Source organism: Acinetobacter sp. COS3 (genome assembly GCF_000475335.1).
Lineage (GTDB): Bacteria > Pseudomonadota > Gammaproteobacteria > Pseudomonadales > Moraxellaceae > Acinetobacter > Acinetobacter venetianus.
The window spans coordinates 1-19,359 of record NZ_AXCD01000016.1; the positions used below are offsets into that span (position 1 = coordinate 1).

The 19,359-nt window shown below is 40.3% G+C and carries 21 protein-coding genes; 12 read left to right on the top strand and 9 right to left on the bottom strand.

The window, feature by feature from the left end; all coding sequences use genetic code 11:
- On the top strand, positions 1-102 hold a 102-nt coding region (locus IO68_RS34160; RefSeq protein WP_227502886.1), incomplete at its 5' end, for an ATP-binding protein.
- 26 nt (positions 103-128) lie between these two features.
- Here the strand turns inward: IO68_RS34160 and IO68_RS25140 are convergent.
- The 5 genes from IO68_RS25140 to IO68_RS25160 all read right to left on the bottom strand — a co-directional run bounded on the left by IO68_RS25140 (position 129) and on the right by IO68_RS25160 (position 3,641).
- Complete coding sequence (locus IO68_RS25140; protein WP_016165169.1) at positions 129-629, bottom strand: alcohol dehydrogenase catalytic domain-containing protein; 501 nt, start codon at positions 627-629, stop codon at positions 129-131.
- Positions 630-647: 18 nt separating this feature from the next.
- Complete coding sequence (locus tag IO68_RS25145; RefSeq protein WP_016165170.1) at positions 648-1,730, bottom strand: flavin monoamine oxidase family protein; 1,083 nt, start codon at positions 1,728-1,730, stop codon at positions 648-650.
- On the bottom strand, positions 1,727-2,410 hold the full coding sequence (locus tag IO68_RS25150; protein ID WP_016165171.1) for a cupin domain-containing protein: 684 nt from the start codon (positions 2,408-2,410) through the stop codon (positions 1,727-1,729). Before IO68_RS25150 ends, IO68_RS25145 begins: the two co-directional genes overlap by 4 nt.
- Positions 2,411-2,487: 77 nt before the next feature.
- Positions 2,488-2,829 (bottom strand): carboxymuconolactone decarboxylase family protein, encoded by a 342-nt coding sequence (locus IO68_RS25155; RefSeq protein WP_016165172.1) that lies wholly within the window; start codon positions 2,827-2,829, stop codon positions 2,488-2,490.
- A gap of 41 nt (positions 2,830-2,870) precedes the next feature.
- A complete protein-coding gene (locus tag IO68_RS25160; RefSeq protein WP_016165173.1) occupies positions 2,871-3,641 on the bottom strand; it encodes an SDR family NAD(P)-dependent oxidoreductase in 771 nt (256 codons plus the stop codon).
- A 140-nt stretch (positions 3,642-3,781) separates the two neighbouring features.
- Here IO68_RS25160 and gcvA point away from each other — a divergent pair, with 140 nt between their 5' ends.
- Entirely contained in the window at positions 3,782-4,693 is a 912-nt protein-coding gene (gene gcvA, locus IO68_RS25165) for a transcriptional regulator GcvA (RefSeq protein WP_016165174.1), read from the top strand.
- Here gcvA and IO68_RS25170 read toward each other — a convergent pair.
- Positions 4,688-5,671 (bottom strand): sigma-54 interaction domain-containing protein, encoded by a 984-nt coding sequence (locus tag IO68_RS25170; RefSeq protein ID WP_016165175.1) that lies wholly within the window; start codon positions 5,669-5,671, stop codon positions 4,688-4,690. The genes gcvA and IO68_RS25170 overlap by 6 nt on opposite strands.
- 183 nt (positions 5,672-5,854) lie before the next feature.
- On the opposite strand from IO68_RS25170, the gene IO68_RS25175 reads away from it, so the two are divergent.
- The 7 genes from IO68_RS25175 to IO68_RS25200 all read left to right on the top strand — a co-directional run bounded on the left by IO68_RS25175 (position 5,855) and on the right by IO68_RS25200 (position 12,352).
- Positions 5,855-6,538, top strand: coding sequence for an MBL fold metallo-hydrolase (locus IO68_RS25175; RefSeq protein WP_016165176.1), 684 nt, complete (start codon positions 5,855-5,857; stop codon positions 6,536-6,538).
- A 12-nt stretch (positions 6,539-6,550) separates the two neighbouring features.
- Entirely contained in the window at positions 6,551-8,215 is a 1,665-nt protein-coding gene (locus IO68_RS25180) for a bifunctional protein tyrosine phosphatase family protein/NAD(P)/FAD-dependent oxidoreductase (RefSeq protein WP_016165177.1), read from the top strand.
- A 103-nt stretch (positions 8,216-8,318) separates the two neighbouring features.
- Positions 8,319-9,101, top strand: a complete 783-nt coding sequence (locus IO68_RS25185; RefSeq protein WP_016165178.1) for a sulfite exporter TauE/SafE family protein — start codon at positions 8,319-8,321, stop codon at positions 9,099-9,101.
- Positions 9,102-9,114: 13 nt separating this feature from the next.
- On the top strand, positions 9,115-10,548 hold the full coding sequence (locus tag IO68_RS25190; RefSeq protein WP_016165179.1) for a cytochrome ubiquinol oxidase subunit I: 1,434 nt from the start codon (positions 9,115-9,117) through the stop codon (positions 10,546-10,548).
- The gene (gene cydB / locus IO68_RS25195) at positions 10,545-11,546 is read left to right on the top strand and encodes a cytochrome d ubiquinol oxidase subunit II (protein WP_023013328.1); all 1,002 of its coding nucleotides are present in this window, start codon (positions 10,545-10,547) and stop codon (positions 11,544-11,546) included. Before IO68_RS25190 ends, cydB begins: the two co-directional genes overlap by 4 nt.
- Positions 11,547-11,558: 12 nt before the next feature.
- Positions 11,559-11,666, top strand: coding sequence for a hypothetical protein (locus IO68_RS33805; protein WP_016165181.1), 108 nt, complete (start codon positions 11,559-11,561; stop codon positions 11,664-11,666).
- A 62-nt stretch (positions 11,667-11,728) separates the two neighbouring features.
- A complete protein-coding gene (locus tag IO68_RS25200; RefSeq protein WP_016165182.1) occupies positions 11,729-12,352 on the top strand; it encodes a class I SAM-dependent methyltransferase in 624 nt (207 codons plus the stop codon).
- Here the strand turns inward: IO68_RS25200 and IO68_RS25205 are convergent.
- Together IO68_RS25205 and IO68_RS25210 are read right to left on the bottom strand one after the other, a co-directional pair.
- Positions 12,349-13,719: an ATP-binding protein gene (locus IO68_RS25205; RefSeq protein WP_016165183.1), complete on the bottom strand. Its 1,371-nt coding sequence runs from the start codon at positions 13,717-13,719 to the stop codon at positions 12,349-12,351. The two genes, IO68_RS25200 and IO68_RS25205, sit on opposite strands and share 4 nt — an antisense overlap.
- The gene (locus IO68_RS25210; protein WP_016165184.1) at positions 13,716-14,387 is read right to left on the bottom strand and encodes a response regulator transcription factor; all 672 of its coding nucleotides are present in this window, start codon (positions 14,385-14,387) and stop codon (positions 13,716-13,718) included. Before IO68_RS25210 ends, IO68_RS25205 begins: the two co-directional genes overlap by 4 nt.
- 109 nt (positions 14,388-14,496) lie before the next feature.
- On the opposite strand from IO68_RS25210, the gene dsbD reads away from it, so the two are divergent.
- From dsbD to dsbG, 3 genes are read left to right on the top strand one after another with little or no spacing between them, the layout of a single operon-like run.
- Positions 14,497-16,383 (top strand): protein-disulfide reductase DsbD, encoded by a 1,887-nt coding sequence (gene dsbD / locus IO68_RS25215; protein WP_016165185.1) that lies wholly within the window; start codon positions 14,497-14,499, stop codon positions 16,381-16,383.
- Positions 16,380-17,216 carry a TlpA disulfide reductase family protein gene (locus tag IO68_RS25220; RefSeq protein WP_023013329.1) on the top strand — a complete coding sequence of 279 codons (837 nt, stop codon included), beginning with the start codon at positions 16,380-16,382 and terminating at the stop codon, positions 17,214-17,216. Before dsbD ends, IO68_RS25220 begins: the two co-directional genes overlap by 4 nt.
- Before the next feature lie 12 nt (positions 17,217-17,228).
- The gene (dsbG, locus tag IO68_RS25225; RefSeq protein ID WP_016165187.1) at positions 17,229-17,975 is read left to right on the top strand and encodes a thiol:disulfide interchange protein DsbG; all 747 of its coding nucleotides are present in this window, start codon (positions 17,229-17,231) and stop codon (positions 17,973-17,975) included.
- Positions 17,976-18,091: 116 nt separating this feature from the next.
- Here the strand turns inward: dsbG and IO68_RS34165 are convergent.
- Positions 18,092-19,359, bottom strand: a 1,268-nt coding sequence (locus IO68_RS34165) for a hypothetical protein (protein WP_023013330.1), incomplete at its 5' end; no start/stop codon positions are given.

The following is a 19,359-nucleotide window of genomic DNA, read 5'->3' on the forward strand; positions in this document are numbered from 1 at the left end:
TTTCTCAGCACACATCACTGTCATGTAGTACAAATATCGGGTGAGAGTTATCGTTTGAGGGATAAAAAAAGAATTGGGATTCAGCCCCAGGTTGAAACTTAATACGAGATCAAAGGGGTCAATTTTACTTAGCCATTTTTAAGGTAAAAGGGGTCAATTTTAGAATGCCGTTGACAAGCACACACCAAAGGTGCAGCTTCAACTGAACTTAGTTCATCAGGAATAGTCACTAATCCTGTTTCTTTGGCAAGTAGCATTTCTGCATAGCCACCATCATGGCTACTCCCCATAACAGGCTGGTTGTTGCAGAGATTAAATAAACCCTGACGACATTCAGCACAGTGATTGCAATGTCCGCCTAGGCGACTGACTCCAACTCGCTGACCAATTTTCCAATAGGATGAGGAATCTGCAATAGCAATAATCCGCCCAACCACTTCATGACCTGGCACACGGGGATATTGAAAATCAGGATTGCTACTTTCGACTGTGGTGGCATCTGCACCACAGATGCCACAGGCTTCCACCGCAATCAGAACCTCACCTACCTGTGGTGTGGGAATATTTCGTTCAACCATTTCCAGTTTACCAAACTGGCTTACCTGTACGGCTTTATAAGTCTTTTGCATAAATATGCCTATTGAATTTTATAAGAGTTGTTGAATACGCTGAACACCAATCTGAGCAGCATCTATCGCCCCTGCTAAATAGCCTGAATAGTGCTGTGACCATTCGCTAGCAATGCCAATGATACGGTTATGCCAAATTTGGTCATTCGGGGTATTTTCAGGTGCTACTCCATGAGAGACAGCAGGGTTTTTCCAGTCATCTTCAGTGGCGGTAAAATTGTCTGCTGACCAGTCTTTGATATATTCATATTCAGGGGTTGCAGCTTCTGAACCAAACAGGCGAACCAGTTGTGCCCGACAATGTGCCATCAAGTCTGCCTCACTGACTTTTTTACGAACGCTTGCAGGAATACCCAGAAAACCAAATAAGGCGGCATGACCATTGGATGTAGACGCATCGTGAATTTCACCCATAGGGCCAACATGGCTACTGGCTTGACCAGACAAGCCCTGTTTTCTCCAAAAAGCTTCAGGATAAACTGCCACATACTTGGCATGGGGAGCCATCCATGTCGCAGTGTGTTTCCACTGGCTCAGTAATGCAGGGGGCAAGGCTGGAGAGAATAAAATGTGTTGAGCAGTTAGACGAGGTGCAAGCGCAATTAGGATATAATCTGCTTCAATAATTGTTTCATCACCCGCCTGATTCTGAGTGGTTAAATGAAGTGGTGCTTGTTCTTGTTGAGTAATATGAGTGACCTGTTGTTGAGTCATAATTTTTTGTGCAGGAATTTGTTGGGCTAAGCCATGAATCAGGCTGCTCATTCCACCCTCAAGGCGAATCGAGGGTGTCGATGCCCAAGGACTTGATAACTGTACAGGGGGTATTCCTCTTTGCTTTTCAAAGACCAACTTACCCTTTTCAAACTGTTCGGAAAACGTCAATTCCAATTGATGTACCAGTCGCATTAGATCAGGATTGAGGTCAGGCCAGATCCATGTTGCACCTAAATCAAATCCTCGCTCTGAATAGACACGTCCTCCTAAACGCTCTCTCGCTTCCAGTACAACATAGTCGGTGATTTTAGCTTGCTCCAGTAAATAGGCAGCATAAAGGCCACTTAATCCTGCGCCAATAATGGCAATCTTGGTCTGTATCATGACTGCTGCTCCATAAATTTTTGGGCAGAGGAAAGATGGCCTGTTTTTACATACAGCATTGCGCCTATTTCACTTGCATAAAAACTATGGCTACTTTGAAGTGGTAAACGAATCCATGAACCTGTGGGATAACACTCTCCATTTGCAATCAATTCACCCTGTACAATTAAAAGTTCTATCCCATTTAAACTATGTTCATCAAAACTCTGATGTGGTTTAAGTTTTTCGAGATAGGTATGTTCATCATGCGAGAGGTATAAGGGACAAATCAGACGCTGACCAAGTGTTTGCCAGTTTTCAGGATAATGAGTATTGATACGCACAGTCTCAGTATTAGTCTTGGACATTTGCATGAGTTTGACAAAAATCAGTGTGCCATCTTCACTGGATGGAGTATGTTTTGAACCATCTGGATTGCGTAAATACCAGCCTGCTGGATAATGCTGATCATTATTTTCAGTGAATGTTCCTGAAAGCACCAAAATTTCTTCACCCAATGGATGCTGATGCTCTGGAAAAATGGTGTGTGGTGTATAACGAACCAAACTCGTGGCACGGGCAGTTTCATCTCCAACCCGATCCAGCATAACTCTTTCAACTTCACCACGAGGAGACTTGACCCATTGATAGTCGTTGGGTTTAACCACAGCCATTTGGGAAAAATCAGCGTTAATTAACATGCTTTGTCTCATCCATTCAAAAAGGCAAATATCCTATTGACCTGATGCAGATCAATAGGAGGAAGAATTTAAAAATGTTATTGCTGACTTACGCTATCTACTGCTTCTAAAACACGGGCTGAATAAGTCAGGGCAGCACCAGCATTTAATGCAATTGCCACAGAAAGAGCTTCTGCAATTTCTTCACGGCTCACACCTAGTTCAATCGCTTTTTTAGAATGAACGGCAATACATGCATCACAACGTGTCGTTACAGCGACTGCCAGAGCAATCAATTCATGGGTTTTGGCATCCAGTTTTCCCATCTTGCCAATACTTGGCTCAAGTGAACCAATGGCTTTCATTACATCTGGCGCAAGTTGAGCATATTCACCCACACGTTGTAATAAAGAATCACGATAATTATTCCAGTCTTGCATATTAAATCTCACTTAGCTAAAAGGTTAAAAATAGGTATAAATTAATGACCAGCCATTACACCACCATCAACAGGTAGAATGGTTCCTGTAATCCATGCTGCATTTGTTGAGGCAAGGAATAAAATCGCTTCTGCAACATCGGCAGGCTGACCGTTACGACCTAATGGATGGAACGAGTTAAAAGATGGAAGTGCTTCTTTCACTTGATCATCTGTCATAAAGGTGTTGTACACAGGTGTTTCAACTACAGCAGGAGCAACGGTATTAATACGGATATTCACCTCTGCAAGTTCAATTGCTAAGTTATGAGTTAATGCATGTACACCAGCATTCGCAGCAGAATAGGCAGAAGATGGCGTTGCTTTAACTGCCTGTAATGCCCATAACGAACCTGTTTGAACAATTGCACCGCCACCACGTAACTGCATGGCTTTTGCGGCAGCCTGAGCCATGAAAAACTTGCCTTTTAAGATGATGTCTAGAAATCCGTCATATTCAGATTCAGAGACTTCCAGAAATGGTTTAGGCGCAAAAATGCCAGCATTGTTAATCAGGATATCAACCCCACCAAATTCTGCGGTGGTGAAATCAACAAGTTGTTGTGAAGTTATTGGGGATGCAATGTCCGCAGCAAAATAACGGATATGCTCACCTGTGGCATCAATATCCTGAGCAGCCTGTTTTAACTTATCTTCATTACGTCCAGTAATGACAACATTTGCACCTTCTTTCACTAAGCGAGTGGCAACCTCTTTACCAATACCTGAACCACCACCTGTTACAATCGCTACTTTCAAAGAAAATCTATTCATGACTATGCCATCCTCTATCAATTTTGAGTTTTTCCCTGACATATCTATTCTGTATGTCATTTGCATGGATTGATTTTATGATTCATGTCCTATATAAACAAATGAGATAATCTTGTGATGATTAATAGAAAATCTTTAGAATGAAAACTCCTGTATATCTCAACGCATTAAGAGCTTTTGAGGCTAGTGCCAGACATCAAAGTTTTTCGGCTGCTGCTGATGAACTAAATGTTACCCCTGCGGCAGTAGGACAACTGGTTAAAAGTCTAGAAGATTATCTCGGCATGACCTTGTTTCAGCGGAGTACAGGAGGTAAAGCCAGACTGGTAGCAACTGAAGCGGCATTGTTGGCATTACCTGATATTCGTGCAGGATTCGACAGGCTGATATTTGGACTGGAAAAATTACAGGCTCAAACCTCAACAGGGGTTTTAACTGTTGCCATCAGTCCTGCTTTTGCAGCGAAATGGCTGTTACCAAGAATTGATACTTTTCAACAAGCTTATCCTGAGATTGATATTCGACTGGATACCAATTTAAAGCCTGTGGATTTTGGACGTCATGGTATTGATATTGCAGTGCGATATGGACAAGGCAACTGGTCAGGATTGGTTGCAGAGAAGTTAATGGATGAGGAGGTATTTCCTGTTTGTTCGCCTGCGTTTTATCAGAAGTATCAGCTACAATTACAAGATCCTAAGAGTTTATTAAATCTACCATTAATCCATGATTTAACAATGGATGCCCATTCAGGGTTTACGACTTGGGATACATGGTTACAGTACAATCAGATTAGTGATGAACCGACCCAACGAGGTTTAAAAATCAATAATTCGGCTGCGGTTTTACAGGCAGCCATAGACGGACATGGCGTGGCATTGGCCAGAAGTGTCATGGCAGCAGATGATTTAAAAACGGGGCGATTGATACGATTATATCCTGATATGCAATGTTCATCTGTATTGGCGTATTACATGGTGTATCGGGAAGAATGTCAGAATATGCCGAAACTGGTGGCATTTAAGACATGGCTGACGGAAGCACAACTATAAATTAAACAACTTTCGATAACGCCATAATGTAGTTCGGCTGATATTAAGGGCTTGAGCTGTTAAAGCGAAGTCATATTGATATTTGACTAACATCTTTTGCACTGTATCTTTGTTTAGCTTTCCCTTTTGTGGTGATGGCTCTAATGAATTGATGCATTCACTGTGGTATTGGGTATGACTGATTTCATCGGGTAAATCCATGACTTCAATATGAGATTGACCATTTGCCATCGTCAGTGCATAGAGCAGCGTATTTTTAAGTTCTCGTACATTGCCAGGCCAGTCATAATTTATCAATACTTCGATTGCCTGTTGTGTAAGTCTAGGTGTGGTGTTTAAACTTTCCTGTTGTTCTTTTAAAATTGCTTCGGCAATGAGGGGAATATCCTGTTTACGCTCACGTAAAGGCGGTATAAAAATAGGAATCACCCGTAAGCGATAGAGTAAATCCTGTCGAAAATGCCCCAGTCGAGCTTCTTCTCTCAATGCCCGATGGGTTGCAGTAATAATACGCGCATCAGATTTAATGGATTTTTCCCCACCCATTGGAGTAAATTCACCTGTTTCCAGAATACGCAATAACTTGGCTTGTAATTCCAGTGGAATTTCGGCAATTTCATCCAAAAATAATGTGCCACCTGCTGCACGTTCAAATACGCCTTTATGTTCTCTAATTGCCCCTGTAAATGCCCCTTTAACATGTCCAAACAGTTCACTCTCCAGAATATTGGCATTGAGTGCAGCACAGTTAATGGCAATAAAAACCTCATTCTTACGCTGACTGTAATGGTGAATGGCTTGGGCAACCAACTCTTTACCGCTACCAGATTCTCCACGAACCAAAACAGGAAATTCAGTCACCGCTACTTTTTCAATAATTGAATACATATGCCGCATTTCTTTGGAGCAACTATGAAATTTTTGACTTAATTCGAGTTGTATAGGGCTGCATTCGATTTCTTGTGGCTGATGTTTCATATGTTATTTCAGTTGTTGCAACATTTGAAACAAATTATGAAACAAAAATAAGTTGTTTGAAATACCAAAATAAATAAAACGAATATATTTAATTGATTTTACTGTATATAAAATTAAAAGATAAAATTGGCATTGTATTTGCAAAATTAGAATATAAGTTGATTTGATTCGAGAAAAATACCTATGATATTTCATCAATTCTTTGAACAGGAAAGTTCGACCTATACCTATTTACTCGCCTGTGAGGATACACAGCAAGCGATATTGATTGACCCTGTGGCTTCCGAGATTGGGCATTATGCCAAGCTCTTGGCAGCAAAGAACTTAACTCTGGCATATAGCTTAGATACCCATGTTCATGCTGACCATGTGACGGCTGCCAATCAGTTAAGGGAAAAATTCGGTTGTAAAACGGTGTTGCATCGCAATTCTGGTGTGGCGTGTGGTGATATTTTTATCACTGATAAAAGTGCAATTCGGATTGGCGATATTTTAGTTGAAGCCCGTTATACCCCTGGGCATACCAATGCCTGTACCAGTTATGTGGTCGAGGGTATGGTATTTACAGGTGATGCTTTACTGATAGATGGCTGTGGTCGTACTGATTTTCAGGAGGGTAATGCTGCAACCTTATATGACAGTATTCATCAACAAATTTTTTCTTTGCCCGATGAAACTATTGTTTACCCAGGCCATGATTACAAAGGCAGACTGTCTTCAACAGTTGGACAGGAACGTTTACATAATGCACGTTTGGGCAATGGACGAAGCAAACAGGAGTTTATCGACATTATGCAGAATCTGAATTTACCTTATCCAAAGAAAATTGATATTGCTTTACCTGCCAATAAAGCCTGTGGCAAATAAGGAGATCATGTCATGCAACTTAAACAGGTCAATACTGAGTTTCTAGTTTCGGAACAGATTACCGCACAGGATATGACAACGCTTGCAGAACAAGGCATAAAAACCATTATATGTAATCGTCCTGATGGTGAGGGGGCAGACCAGCCCAATATCATCGAAATTCAACAGGCTGCAACACAACATGGCATAACCGTTGAATATTTGCCTGTCACCAGTGGTCAGGTTACGGATGAGCAGGCACAGGCATTTAGAATGATGTATCAAAATGCCGAAAAACCGTTATTGGCATTTTGCCGCACAGGTACACGCTCAATTACGCTCTGGGCATTATCACAAGGACGTGAGCAGAATCTTGAACAGACTTTACTCACTGCAAAAACGTTGGGTTATGATTTACAGGGTATTGTTCCTCGTGTGTTAAAACAGGCAAATCCACAAAGTAGTACCAAATATACGGTGGTGATTGTCGGTGCAGGAGCAGCAGGAATTTCCGTTGCTGCAAGCCTATTATCACGTCAGGCTGATTTGGATATTGCCATCATTGACCCTGCCGATATTCATTATTATCAACCTGGTTGGACGATGGTGGGCGGTGGTATTTTTCCACCAGCAAAAACTGCCCGTCAGATGCGTGATTTAATTCCGCAAAAAGTCAAATGGATTCAGCAAGCTGTTGCTGCTTTTGACCCAGAAAATAAACAGGTCATTTTAGAGGGCTGTAAACCACTAAGTTACGAAGCTCTGGTCATTTGTCCAGGTCTAAAACTGAATTGGCATGGCATAGAGGGGCTGGTAGAAACACTCGGAAAAAATGGAGTGACTTCCAATTACCGTTATGACCTTGCTCCTTATACATGGCAGCTTGTACAGAATTTAAAAAAAGGCAAAGCAGTATTTACCCAGCCACCAATGCCAATTAAATGTGCTGGTGCACCACAAAAAGCCATGTACTTATCAGCAGATCACTGGAAAAAACAGGGGTTGCTGAAAGATATTCAGATAGATTTTTTTAATACAGGTGCGGTGTTATTTGGTGTGGCGGCTTATGTGCCTGCATTGATGGAATATGTTGAACAATACGGTATCAATTTAAATTTTAATCATCAGCTCATCAAGGTCGATGGTCAGCAAAAACGAGCTTGGTTTCAGGTTGTGGTAGGTGAGAGTAAGTCAATCATCGCAACGGATTTTGATATGTTGCATGTTGTACCCCCACAGCAAGCCCCCGATTTTATTCGTGCCAGTTCTTTAGTAGATGCAGCAGGTTGGCTTGATGTCAATCAACATACCTTACAACATGCCAATCCAAAATATCCTAATATTTTTGCTTTGGGTGATGTGATGAATGCTCCCAATGCCAAAACTGCCGCAGCTGCACGTAAACAGGCTCCAATCGTTGCAGTTAATGTCCTGCAATATCTTAAAGGCAGTGAACAATTTGCTCATTATGATGGTTATGGTTCATGCCCACTCACTGTAGAACGGGGCAAAATTGTACTGGCTGAGTTTGGCTATGGCGGCAAGCTGCTACCAAGTTTTCCAAAATGGTTCTTAGATGGTGAACAACCCTCTCGTATGGCATGGCTACTCAAAGAGCAGATTCTACCACCTATATATTGGGATGGTATGCTCAAAGGGCATGAATGGCTAGTTAAACCGAAGCTCACAAGAAAATAAATTAAATTATATATCAAATACCTATCTTTTTATAGGAGATGGGTTTAGGGCTTTTTTGACTTTAAAAAATGATTCGATATGAGATAAAAGGCGGGTTCAAGATATGTTTTTACTCATTATTGAGGGTTTAGTTATTGGTTGCTTGCTTGGCTTGACAGGAGCTGGTGGTGGCATTTTGGCGGTACCTGCATTGATGGCAAGTCAAGGCTGGACAGTGGCTCAAGCGGCACCTGTTGGTTTATTAGCAATTACCTTGTCTGCTTTTATTGGAACTGTTCAAGGCTTATTCAACAAGATTGTCCGTTATCGTGCAGCCATCTGGATTGCTTTAATCAGTATTCCATCGGCACGCTATGGTGTACACCTGTCTCATATTGTTGAACCACTCTGGCTAACACTGGCTTTCGCAGTGGTGATGCTGATTGTTGCTTATCGTATTTTCTTTAATAAAGTCAATGATTTTGAAAACCCACCTTGCAAGGTTAGCCCATCCACAGGACGTTTTATCTGGAATGTTAAAACTGCCTCAATACTGGGAGGACTCGGTGTAATAGCAGGTTTACTCACAGGTTTGTTGGGGGTTGGTGGTGGTTTTGTGATTGTGCCTGCACTACGCAAAATCACCAATCTGGACATGTACAGCATCGTTGCTACCTCATTGATGATTATTTTTTTAATCGGTGGTTTAAGTATCTCGATTCATGTGCTGGATGGGTTTCAGTACCCTCTTGAAGTCACACTTAGTTTTGTTTTGGCATGTATTGCTGGCATGTTAATAGGACGACGTATCATCACCCTGATTCCAGTTAAAACGGTACAAAAAATATTTGCAACGACTGTCACCGTTGTTGCTGCTTATTTAATTTTTTCCGCATTATCTGCTTGAGTAAGGAGGTCTTATGAATTTAGGGCTGACAGCTTTGGAACTGGCAAGAATACAGTTTGCTTTCACAGTTTCATTCCATATTATTTTTCCTGCTATTTCGATTGGTCTGGCAAGTTTTTTGGCGGTACTGGAATGGAAATGGTTGCGTACCCAAAACCCGATTTATCAGGATTTGTTTAAATTCTGGATAAAAATCTTTGCCTTGTCTTTTGGGATGGGCGTGGTGTCTGGTGTGGTGATGAGTTATCAATTTGGTACGAATTGGAGCGAATTTTCCTATTTTGCAGGCAGTATTACAGGACCTTTACTTTCCTATGAAGTATTGAGTGCATTTTTCCTTGAAGCTGGTTTCTTGGGGATTATGCTGTTTGGCTGGGGGCGTGTTAGTCCTCGCATGCACTTTTTTGCCACGTTAATGGTCGCAATTGGCACCTGTATTTCCATGTTCTGGATTCTATCCTCTAATAGCTGGATGCAGACGCCACAAGGCTTTAGCATTGAGAATGGCATTATTGTGCCACATGACTGGTTTGCAATTGTCTTTAATCCATCATTCCCATATCGCTTGGCACATATGGGTATTGCTGCATTTCTTGTGGCAGCATTATTGGTCACAGGTACAGCAGCATGGCACTTATTGAAAGGTCGTCGTGATGAACTGGTTAAAAAATCCTTTTCCATGGGATTGTGGCTGATTCTGATTTTAGCCCCGTTACAGGTGTTTATTGGTGATGCCCACGGTTTAAATACCTTAAAACATCAGCCTGCCAAAGTTGCAGCCATGGAGGGACATTGGGAAACTAATCATGAGGAAGGGATGCCACTTTATTTATTTGGACTGCCTGACATGCAGGAAGAACGTACCAAATATGCCATCGCTATTCCCAATTTAGGTAGTTTAATTCTGACTCATTCAATGGATGGAACTGTCACTGGATTAAAAGACTTTGCCCCTGAAGATCGTCCAAACTCAACCATTGTATTTTGGAGTTTCCGTATTATGGTGGGGCTTGGCATGTTAATGCTGCTGATGGCATTCGCCAGTGTCTGGCTTAGAAAAACAGGCAAACTCTATGAGCAAAAATGGTTTCATGGTTTTGCACTTATTATGACACCCTCTGGTTTTATTGCCTTACTGGCAGGTTGGTTTACCACCGAAGTTGGACGGCAGCCATGGATTGTCTATGGCATTATGCGAACCAAAGATGCGCTTTCTCCTGTATCAGCCGAGCAGGTGGGTTTAACCCTGATTATCTTTGTGGTGGTCTACTGCATTGTGTTTGGTGTGGGTATTTATTACATGCTCAAACTAATGCATAAGGGACCAAAGTTTATTCATAGTCAGGCAAGTGAAATAGGCGGTGTGGGACATTTTAAAACCCCGATGCGCCCACTCAGTGCCATCAATGAATCTCTTGATGAACAGGATAAAGGAGCATCATCATGATTGATTTATCTTTAATCTGGGTTGCCATTATTGGTTTGGGTGTACTGGTCTATGTGGTACTTGATGGATTTGATTTAGGTATTGGGATTCTCTTTCCTTTTGTCAAAGACCAACAGGAACGGGATGTGATGATGAATACTGTTGCCCCCGTCTGGGATGGTAATGAAACATGGATGGTACTCGGTGGGGCAGGATTATTTGCAGCTTTTCCCATGGTCTATTCAGCCGTCTTATCTGCACTGTATTTACCAATTATCCTCATGGTGATTGCCCTGATTTTTCGTGGGGTTGCCTTTGAGTTTCGTTTTAAGGCAAATCGTACCAAACATTTATGGGATAAGGCATTTATTGGTGGGTCGATACTTTCCAGTTTTTTACAGGGTGTGATTTTAGGTGCATATATTCAGGGCATCAAAATTATAGATGGTCGTTATGCTGGTGGTGGACTCGACTGGCTCACGCCATTTTCTTTATTTACAGGTGTGGGCGTGGTGGTGGTGTATGCTGCTTTGGGCTGTGGCTGGTTGATTTTAAAAACTGAATCTCAGTTGCAACAGCAACTTTATCAACTGATGCCTAAACTGGTGGTAGCATTATTGGTGATTTTTGCTGGGGTCAGTATCTACACGCCACTGGCACATCCTGTAATTGCTGAACGCTGGTTTAGCTTACCGCAACTGTTTTATTTTAGCCCTGTACCAATACTGGTTTTATTATTGAGTTTTCTGGTGATTCGTGCCTGTAAACAACGACATGAGTTTGCACCCTTGATGTATATGTTTGGTCTTGTCTTTTTAGCCTATACAGGTTTCCTGATTAGTCTGTTCCCCTACATTATTCCACCCTCAGTGACTATCTGGGATGCCGCAGCACCGTATCAAAGCCAGCTATTTTCGTTGATTGGTGCGTTAATTCTTATCCCAATTATCATTACCTATACTGCGATGTCCTATTGGGTATTTCGGGATAAAGTTAAAGTCGGTGATGGTTATCACTAAAGGAGTAAAGCCATGAAACTTTCTCAAACCCAATGGTTTATTGTGCTGTGGCTGGGTGGTTTTTTAAGTTTACTTATGATTGCAGGCTTTTTTAGGCTGTTACTTAAGTTGGCCTATTAAATAGTAAATTGCCAGAATAATAAGGTGCTGTCGATTTTATTTAGGAGTGATGGAGGTTTAAAGTGGAAAACAATTATTGGGAAAAGGTTTACCAATCCAAACAGGTAGATAAGGTAAGCTGGTATCAGCAGCAAGATTTAAAAAGACTAGCTCTAATTCAACATCATGTTGTTGATTTAAAATCAAATTTAATAGATGTGGGTAGTGGTGCATCATTACTTATCGACCAACTGATTGAAATAGGGTATAAAAATTTATATCTTCTGGATTTATCTGAAACAGCTTTAAATACAACTAAATATAGACTTAAGGAGAAAGAGCTGGATGCAGGTCATGTACAGTGGCAGGTTGCGGATATTTGTATAGCTCAGTTACCAACACAATTTTTTGATTTATGGCATGACCGTGCAGTATTTCATTTTATGGTGACAGAAACTCAACAACAGCAATATATAGATGTAATGCGTCATGCACTAAAGCCTAATGGTATGGTGATGATTTCTACCTTTGCTGAAGATGGTCCGACCCAATGTAGCGGTTTACCTGTAGAGCGTTATAGTGTGAATAAACTGGCGATGACATTGGGGCAAGATTTTCAGCTTATTCAGCATGATACTGAAATTCATTTAACGCCTTGGGGAACGGAACAAAAATTCCTAAATACTTTATGGCGTTTTCAAGGCTAATCAGAAATTGAAGAATAAATCCTGATTTTTAATCCTTGTGGTTGATTGTGCAAAAACTGCATTGAAAACCCATGTTTTTCCAGTAGTAATTTGACTAAAGATAATCCCAAACCATGCCCAGCATTTTGCGAAGATTTACGCCAGAATCGCTGTGTCAGTAAACCGAGTTCAGCATTGGTCAAACCATGACCTGTATCCGCAACCATTAAATCCCCCTTATCCATATATATTTGAATCGGGGTTATCGATTGTGCATGTAAGTAAGCATTCTCAATCAGGTTTTTAAGTACAATCGTTAAAGTAGCGTGAGGTAGATTGATTAAAGATAAACTTTCCCAGTCAATATTAAGATGTTTGGATATATCAGGATATTTTTGTTCAAGTTCAGCAATGACGTGTTGTAGGGTTTGGGCAATGTCTGTGGATTCGATTGAAGCATGTTGCGGTTGTATTTCAGTTTTGCTGAGTAATAATAGTTGTTCCAGTAACTGCTCATAACGCTGGATACTTGCTTCTGCCTGTTTGAGATTGAAGTCAATTTTACCTTGTGTTGGTTCAGTCTGGCTCAGCATAAGCTGGCTCAGTTGAACATGAGTCTTAATTGCGGTAAGTGGACCACGTAACTCATGGGCTGCAAAGGCACTAAAACTTTTTTCATTTTCCAGACTTTGATGCAGGTCATGGATAAGTTCCAGTAAACCATCAACAAAGGGTTGAATTTCTTTAGGGATATTCTGGGTTTTTAATTCCAGTAAATAGGTGGCCGCATCAGATAAATGCTGTTTCTTATGGCTTAGGTGTTGTGCAATCTGGTCTAAAGGTTGAAACTCAACCCGAATAATCCATAAAATTAAAAAAATACATAAAATCAATGTAATGATTAAAGGGATCAATACTGATTGTAAAATCTGTTTGAGCAAGGAATAACGTAATTGCAACCTTTCCGCAGCAACCACCTGTATCTGTCCTTTCTGCAAGACATAACTACGCCATTCCACTCCATTTTCTGACCAGGTACTCAGCCCTATTTTTCGTGTACTTAAACTTTCAGGTGAACCTTGTGTTTTGGCAATCACCTGATGGTTGGCTGAAATATTAGAACTGAATAATGAAACCTGACAGGCAATCAGATTTGGAGTGCCATGGTCTTGTTGTGTCGCATTCACTGTATTGGCAATCTCGTCTACAGGGAGCTGCTGAATTAAACGGGCGACCATATGAGCAGAAGCAGAAAGGCGTTCATCCAGTGTGTTTTGCAGGCGTTTTTCCAGTTCAAAATAAAGCCAGCAGAATACCAGTGACCACAAGATAACAAAGACCACCAGAATAGTGGAAACCAGTCGCCATTTTAAACTATAACTTTTCATGTGCTTTGCTCTGGCACTTTGAACATATAGCCCACACCCCGAACCGTCTGAATCATATCAGGATGAAGCTTTTGCCTGAGGTGATGGATATGCACATTCAATGCATTGCTTTCAATACTGTCCTGATAACCATAAATTTTATCAATCAATTGCTCTGTTTTTAACACTTGATTGGGATAAAGTATAAAGGCTTCCAGCAAACTATATTCCCGTCTGGATAATGTGAGGAGTTGTCCTTGATAATGCGCCTGTTGCGTGTCCTGATGAATCTCTAATTCACCAATATGCAGCACATTTGAGGAGTAACCACGATTTCGTCTTGCCAAAGCATGGACTCTGGCAATCAGTTCCTTTAAGTCAAAGGGCTTGGCCAGATAATCATCTGCCCCGATATTTAAGGCATCTACACATTGCTGGGTTTGATTACGTGCTGTAAGCACCAGAACAGGTACATGAATTTGATCTTTACGCCATGTATTTAACAAATCAAGACCATCCTGATCAGGCAAACCCAAATCCAGTAAACATAAATCAACCGCACTGTTGCGAATAAAATAATCCGCAGCTTTAGCAGTATCGACATGCTCAACTGAAACATTCAGGTAATCTAGTGCAGCAAGAATACTCTGGGCAATATAGGGATCATCTTCAACAAGTACGACAAACATGGTATTTCCTCATCTAGCCCACCTATTTTACAAACAAAAACAGCCCTTAATGTTCTGTTAATTTAGCGTCCCTGATAATGCTCTGAATGTTAAGTTTAGATAAGCTCGTATGTTGATTAAACCATTTATAGCGATTGTATTGGGCATAGCCACAACATCGATATATGCAAATCAGGATTTTTTGCCACCAGAACAGGCATTTAAATTTCAGGCAAGTTCTCTATCTGAAAAAACAGCCGAGTTAAAATGGGATATTGCCCCTCATTATTATTTATATCATGACCAGTTCAAGGTGAGTCTAGATCAGCAGAATCTGTCTTTAAACTTACCCAAAGGGCAGGAAAAGGATGATCCAACTTTTGGTGTAACCAATGTGCACTACAATCAGGTGCTGACCCAACTGGATGTAAAACCAAACAGCCAATATACAGTGAGTTGGCAGGGTTGCTCGGAAGATGGCCTATGTTATCCCGTACAACGTACCACAATCACGACTGATGCAGCAGGACTGCTTCCACAACAAAATTCAGAAACAAAGTTCTCTAATCTTGCAGCTTTAGTCACTCAGGAAAATACATCAAAAGTAGAAACAGAATCTGAAGAGCAAACTGTTCAGGAAAAATCGAATCCTGAAACTTCTTCGACCTTACAGGAGGATGAATCAGCCGTACCTCTTCATGATAAGGTACAAGAGCAGGCTGAAACTCAGCCACAAACAACATCATTGAGTGATGACTGGAACAATGATCAATTCTTTTTAAACCTTTTATCCAATCAAAGTGTCGTTTTTAACATTATCCTATTTTTAGGACTGGGTATTCTGCTTGCCTTTTTACCTTGCTCATTACCTTTGATTCCTATTCTTTCAGGCATTTTGGTGCAGCGTAATAAAGGCTATAAAGCTGCCATCATCGCATTGACCTTTGTACTGAGTATGGCATTGGTCTATGGACTTATGGGTATTGTGGTTTCACAAATTGGTTATGGTATTCAACGCTGGTTTCAAAATCCTGTATTCATTGGCTTATTTGCCCTGATGTTTATTGTATTTGCGTTGAACTTATTTGGTTTATATCAACTGTCCTTACCACAGGGTTTATTACAACGTTTAGACCAGATACAGCAACGCCAAAAAGGTGGAACACTGCTGGGTGCTGGCATCATGGGAGCAGTTTCGGCTTTGATTGTTGGTCCCTGTATGAGTGCACCATTGGCAGGGGCTTTGCTCTATGTCTCTCATCTTGAACATAGTTTACTTGGTGGATTCTACCTGTTCTTACTGGGTCTTGGGATTGGGATACCTTTATTTATCGCCAGTGTCTTTGGAGCTAAATATCTACCCAAACCTGGTTTATGGATGGATCGATTAAAGTTTAGTTTTGGCTTTATCATGCTGGCAATGGCGATATATTTTGCTCGTCCTTTATTGCCTTTAACTTTTTACTATGCAGGACTTGCCTTAATTCTGATTACAATGGCGGGATATTTACTGGGTATTTTACGCCATATTGTCCATATCCCTTATAAAGCTGCCATTCTGGTTTTGATCTGTGGCTGTGCTGTGAGTGGAATTTGGCATATCAATCAAGCGATTGCAAATGTCAAGACCACAGAAAGTGAGTCACTTCAATCGTGGATCATTGTTAAAAATCAACAGGAACTGAATCAGGCGTTAGCTGCACATGCTAAAGACCCTATTGTCATTGACGTCTATGCTGACTGGTGTGTTGCTTGTCAGCCTATCGAAAGAGATGTTTTACCAAGAACTGATGTTCAGGATGCATTGAAAAATGTGACTCGTATTAAACTGGATTTAACCCAGTATGAAGCTTCGCAAGACATCATTTTAAAACAGTGGCAGATTCTTGGTCCACCAACGGTATTGTTTCTTGCACCTAACCAGAAAGAGCAGCGTGATCTTCGTCTTACAGGAACTTATACCGCAGTACAACTAATTCAGAATATTCAAAAATTAAATAGGGAGAATCAACCTTGATTTCTTCCCAAGCATTGCATCTCGGTGTTTTTATACTCCCGTGGTCACTATTGATTTTACTGTCTGGATTTGTTGGCGTATGGTTCATTGGGAAATATTTTAAGCAACGTCATCAATGGAGTGATTCAACCTGGAAGTGCTATAAGGATTCCTTATGGACTGCACTATGGATTGGCTTATTTGCCGCAAGACTTGTATTTGTGCTGATTCATGCTGATTTATATTTGGCTCATCCAATAGATATTCTTAAGGTTCAGGATAAAGGATTTAACCTTTATGCAGGCATCATTGCGGGTAGTGGCTGGTTTATCTGGAAAAATCGCTTATTAAAATTGCCTGCATTGGTAAGCAGTTTTCTATTGTTTATCACAATACAGTTTGTGGGAATCAATTTACTCAATCATTGGAATGCACAGCAACACTATCCAGATTTAGCATTTAACGATCCCAAACAGCAACCACAATCCCTGACTCAATTTATTGGTAAACCTACTGTCGTGAATTTATGGGCGAGTTGGTGTCCGCCTTGCCATCGTGAAATGCCTGTGTTGTATCAGGCACAGCAAGATTATCCAAATGTTCAATTTGTCATGCTTAACCAAGGTGAAACACCTGAAGCGATTGTGTCCTATCTACATCGTTATCAATTGAATTTTAACAATGTCTTGTTTGATCCTCATGGGGAAATGCCTCAACACATGAATATGTATGGCTTACCCAGTACCTTATTTTTTAATGCACAAGGACAACTTGTGGAACGTCATCTTGGTGAATTAAGCCAAGCCATGCTCAAGCAATACCTGCGAAAAATTACTTATCCATCAAATCAATAGAGGTGTAACCTGATGAACGCTCATTTAAAGTTAATGTCTGGCTTAATATTATCCCTGAGTGCCGCTCAGACATTTGCTGCTGTACCCACAATTAAGCAGCAACTGGAAAAAGAGGGCTTTAGCTTTGTAAAACAGATAGAAGCCCCCGCACAAATGACGGGTTGGGCAGGACATATGCAACAAAATCCTGCAACAGTCTTTATCTCCAATGACCAGAAATATTACATCATTGGTGACTTACATAATGCCAAAGGCGATAACCTGACTGTTGATGCCCTAAATAAGCATGTTAAACAATCCGTATTGGATGATGTCTGGAAAAGTTTGGGTAAATCCGCTTATATTCAGGACGGCAATGTTAATGCACCCCGTATTGTCTATGTATTCTCAGATCCAAACTGTCCATACTGTCATATGTTTTGGGAAAAAGCCCGTCCTTATGTAAAATCAGGAAAAGTCCAGTTACGTCATATTCAAGTGGCAGTGATTCGTCCAGAAAGTAGAGGACAGGCAGCAACATTACTTGCTGCTGCAAATCCAGCAAAGGTTTTTGAAGAATTTAATGCGACCAAAGGGAAGCAGAAGATAAAAGAAATGAAACCAATCCCAGCGAACATTGCCCAAAAAATTGAAAGTAATGAAGAAATGATGACCAAGTATGGTTTTTATGCTACACCTGCAATGATCTGGAAAAATAGTAAGGGGCAAATGGAAACTGCTTCTGGCGTACCAAAAGATTTGAAAGGAATTTTTCAATGATATATTTGAAAGATATGAGCCAAAATTAAATTTGGCTCATATCTAAGTTCTATATGACAAGAATCCTGTTTATACCTGATAATATTTTATAATCTACTTATAACTAATAAGTTAAATTATTTGCTTAATGCCTTAAAAAGATTCTTGAATTTATTTTTCCATTCATCAGGAGTTGCCCAAGAATGTTTGAGAGAAATAATTTGTTTAGTAAAATGTTCGCAATGGGCCATCCATTTTTTAATCCCTTTTGCACTTTCAAGTTCTATACATATTTTACTTATCTGTTCTCCAGTTAATCTGTAAGGAGTAATGATAAGGAAAGCGCAGAAAGCTTCATGGTTTCTATTTTTATGTATATCAATTAAATAGTAGTGATCAATTCTATCTTTGAGTTCTAGTTTTAGAAATAATAGTTGTCTTCCAAGCTTATCATCAATCCAAGACGGGTGATTAGGATTAGGAACAAGTTCTTTGATTTGCAATAGGTTGAAGCCTTCTATTCCCTCACCAAACTCATTAATAGCATAGACTTTTTGCAATGGAGAATCTTTCTCTAACGCTAATGCTTGAAGTGATTCAATAATATACGGAATGTCAAAACGTTCATCCCTTGTAGGCGGTTTATCTGTAGTTTCTGACTTTTTGATATTTGTTTTTTCATTTCCATGCGGTTCATCGGATGATGTCTCAACATCTTCGGATTTATCTGTATATGGTCGAATATAGGAATCAACTTCTACTGGATCGGTAGTAGGTTCATTAAATGAATACTTCAATATACCATTGGTGTTTCCTGATTCTACATCAGACCTTTTTCGGTATTCACCATTTACTTTTGATGGCGGTTTTTGGGTATTGATATGTTCATTCTTATTTTTGCTTTTTTCCCGAGGAATTGGGTTCTTTTCATCGTCTTTGGGGATAGTGTTAATGTGGTCTTGATTTACATCAATGGTATGGTCATCAATCGGGTCAACTTTTTTGAATCGAGTGATAAAGAACCGTGTTTTATTATCATCTAACCAAAGTCCTTCTACCTCAACTGATAGCTTTGTTGGATGGGGAGGAAATACAATTGGATATCTTTTACCATACTGGAGAGGATCAAAATCAGTAATTTCCATACTGTGTTGAAGTCGTTCAACTATGTTTTGAACGTGTTCATTTAAAGCGAGATTTGCAAGAAAGATGATGGCGATTTCACCTAGATCTTCATAAGGTTTTCTAATCCTGATTCTGTATTCAGTTTGATCTTCTACGGATTCAGTTGTATAAGATTCAAGATAACGATTAATAATATTTTGAATTAGTGAGGATAATATCATTCCTCTAATATCTTTACGGTTCACAAATAAACTATGAAGTGATATGTGCTGAATTAGCA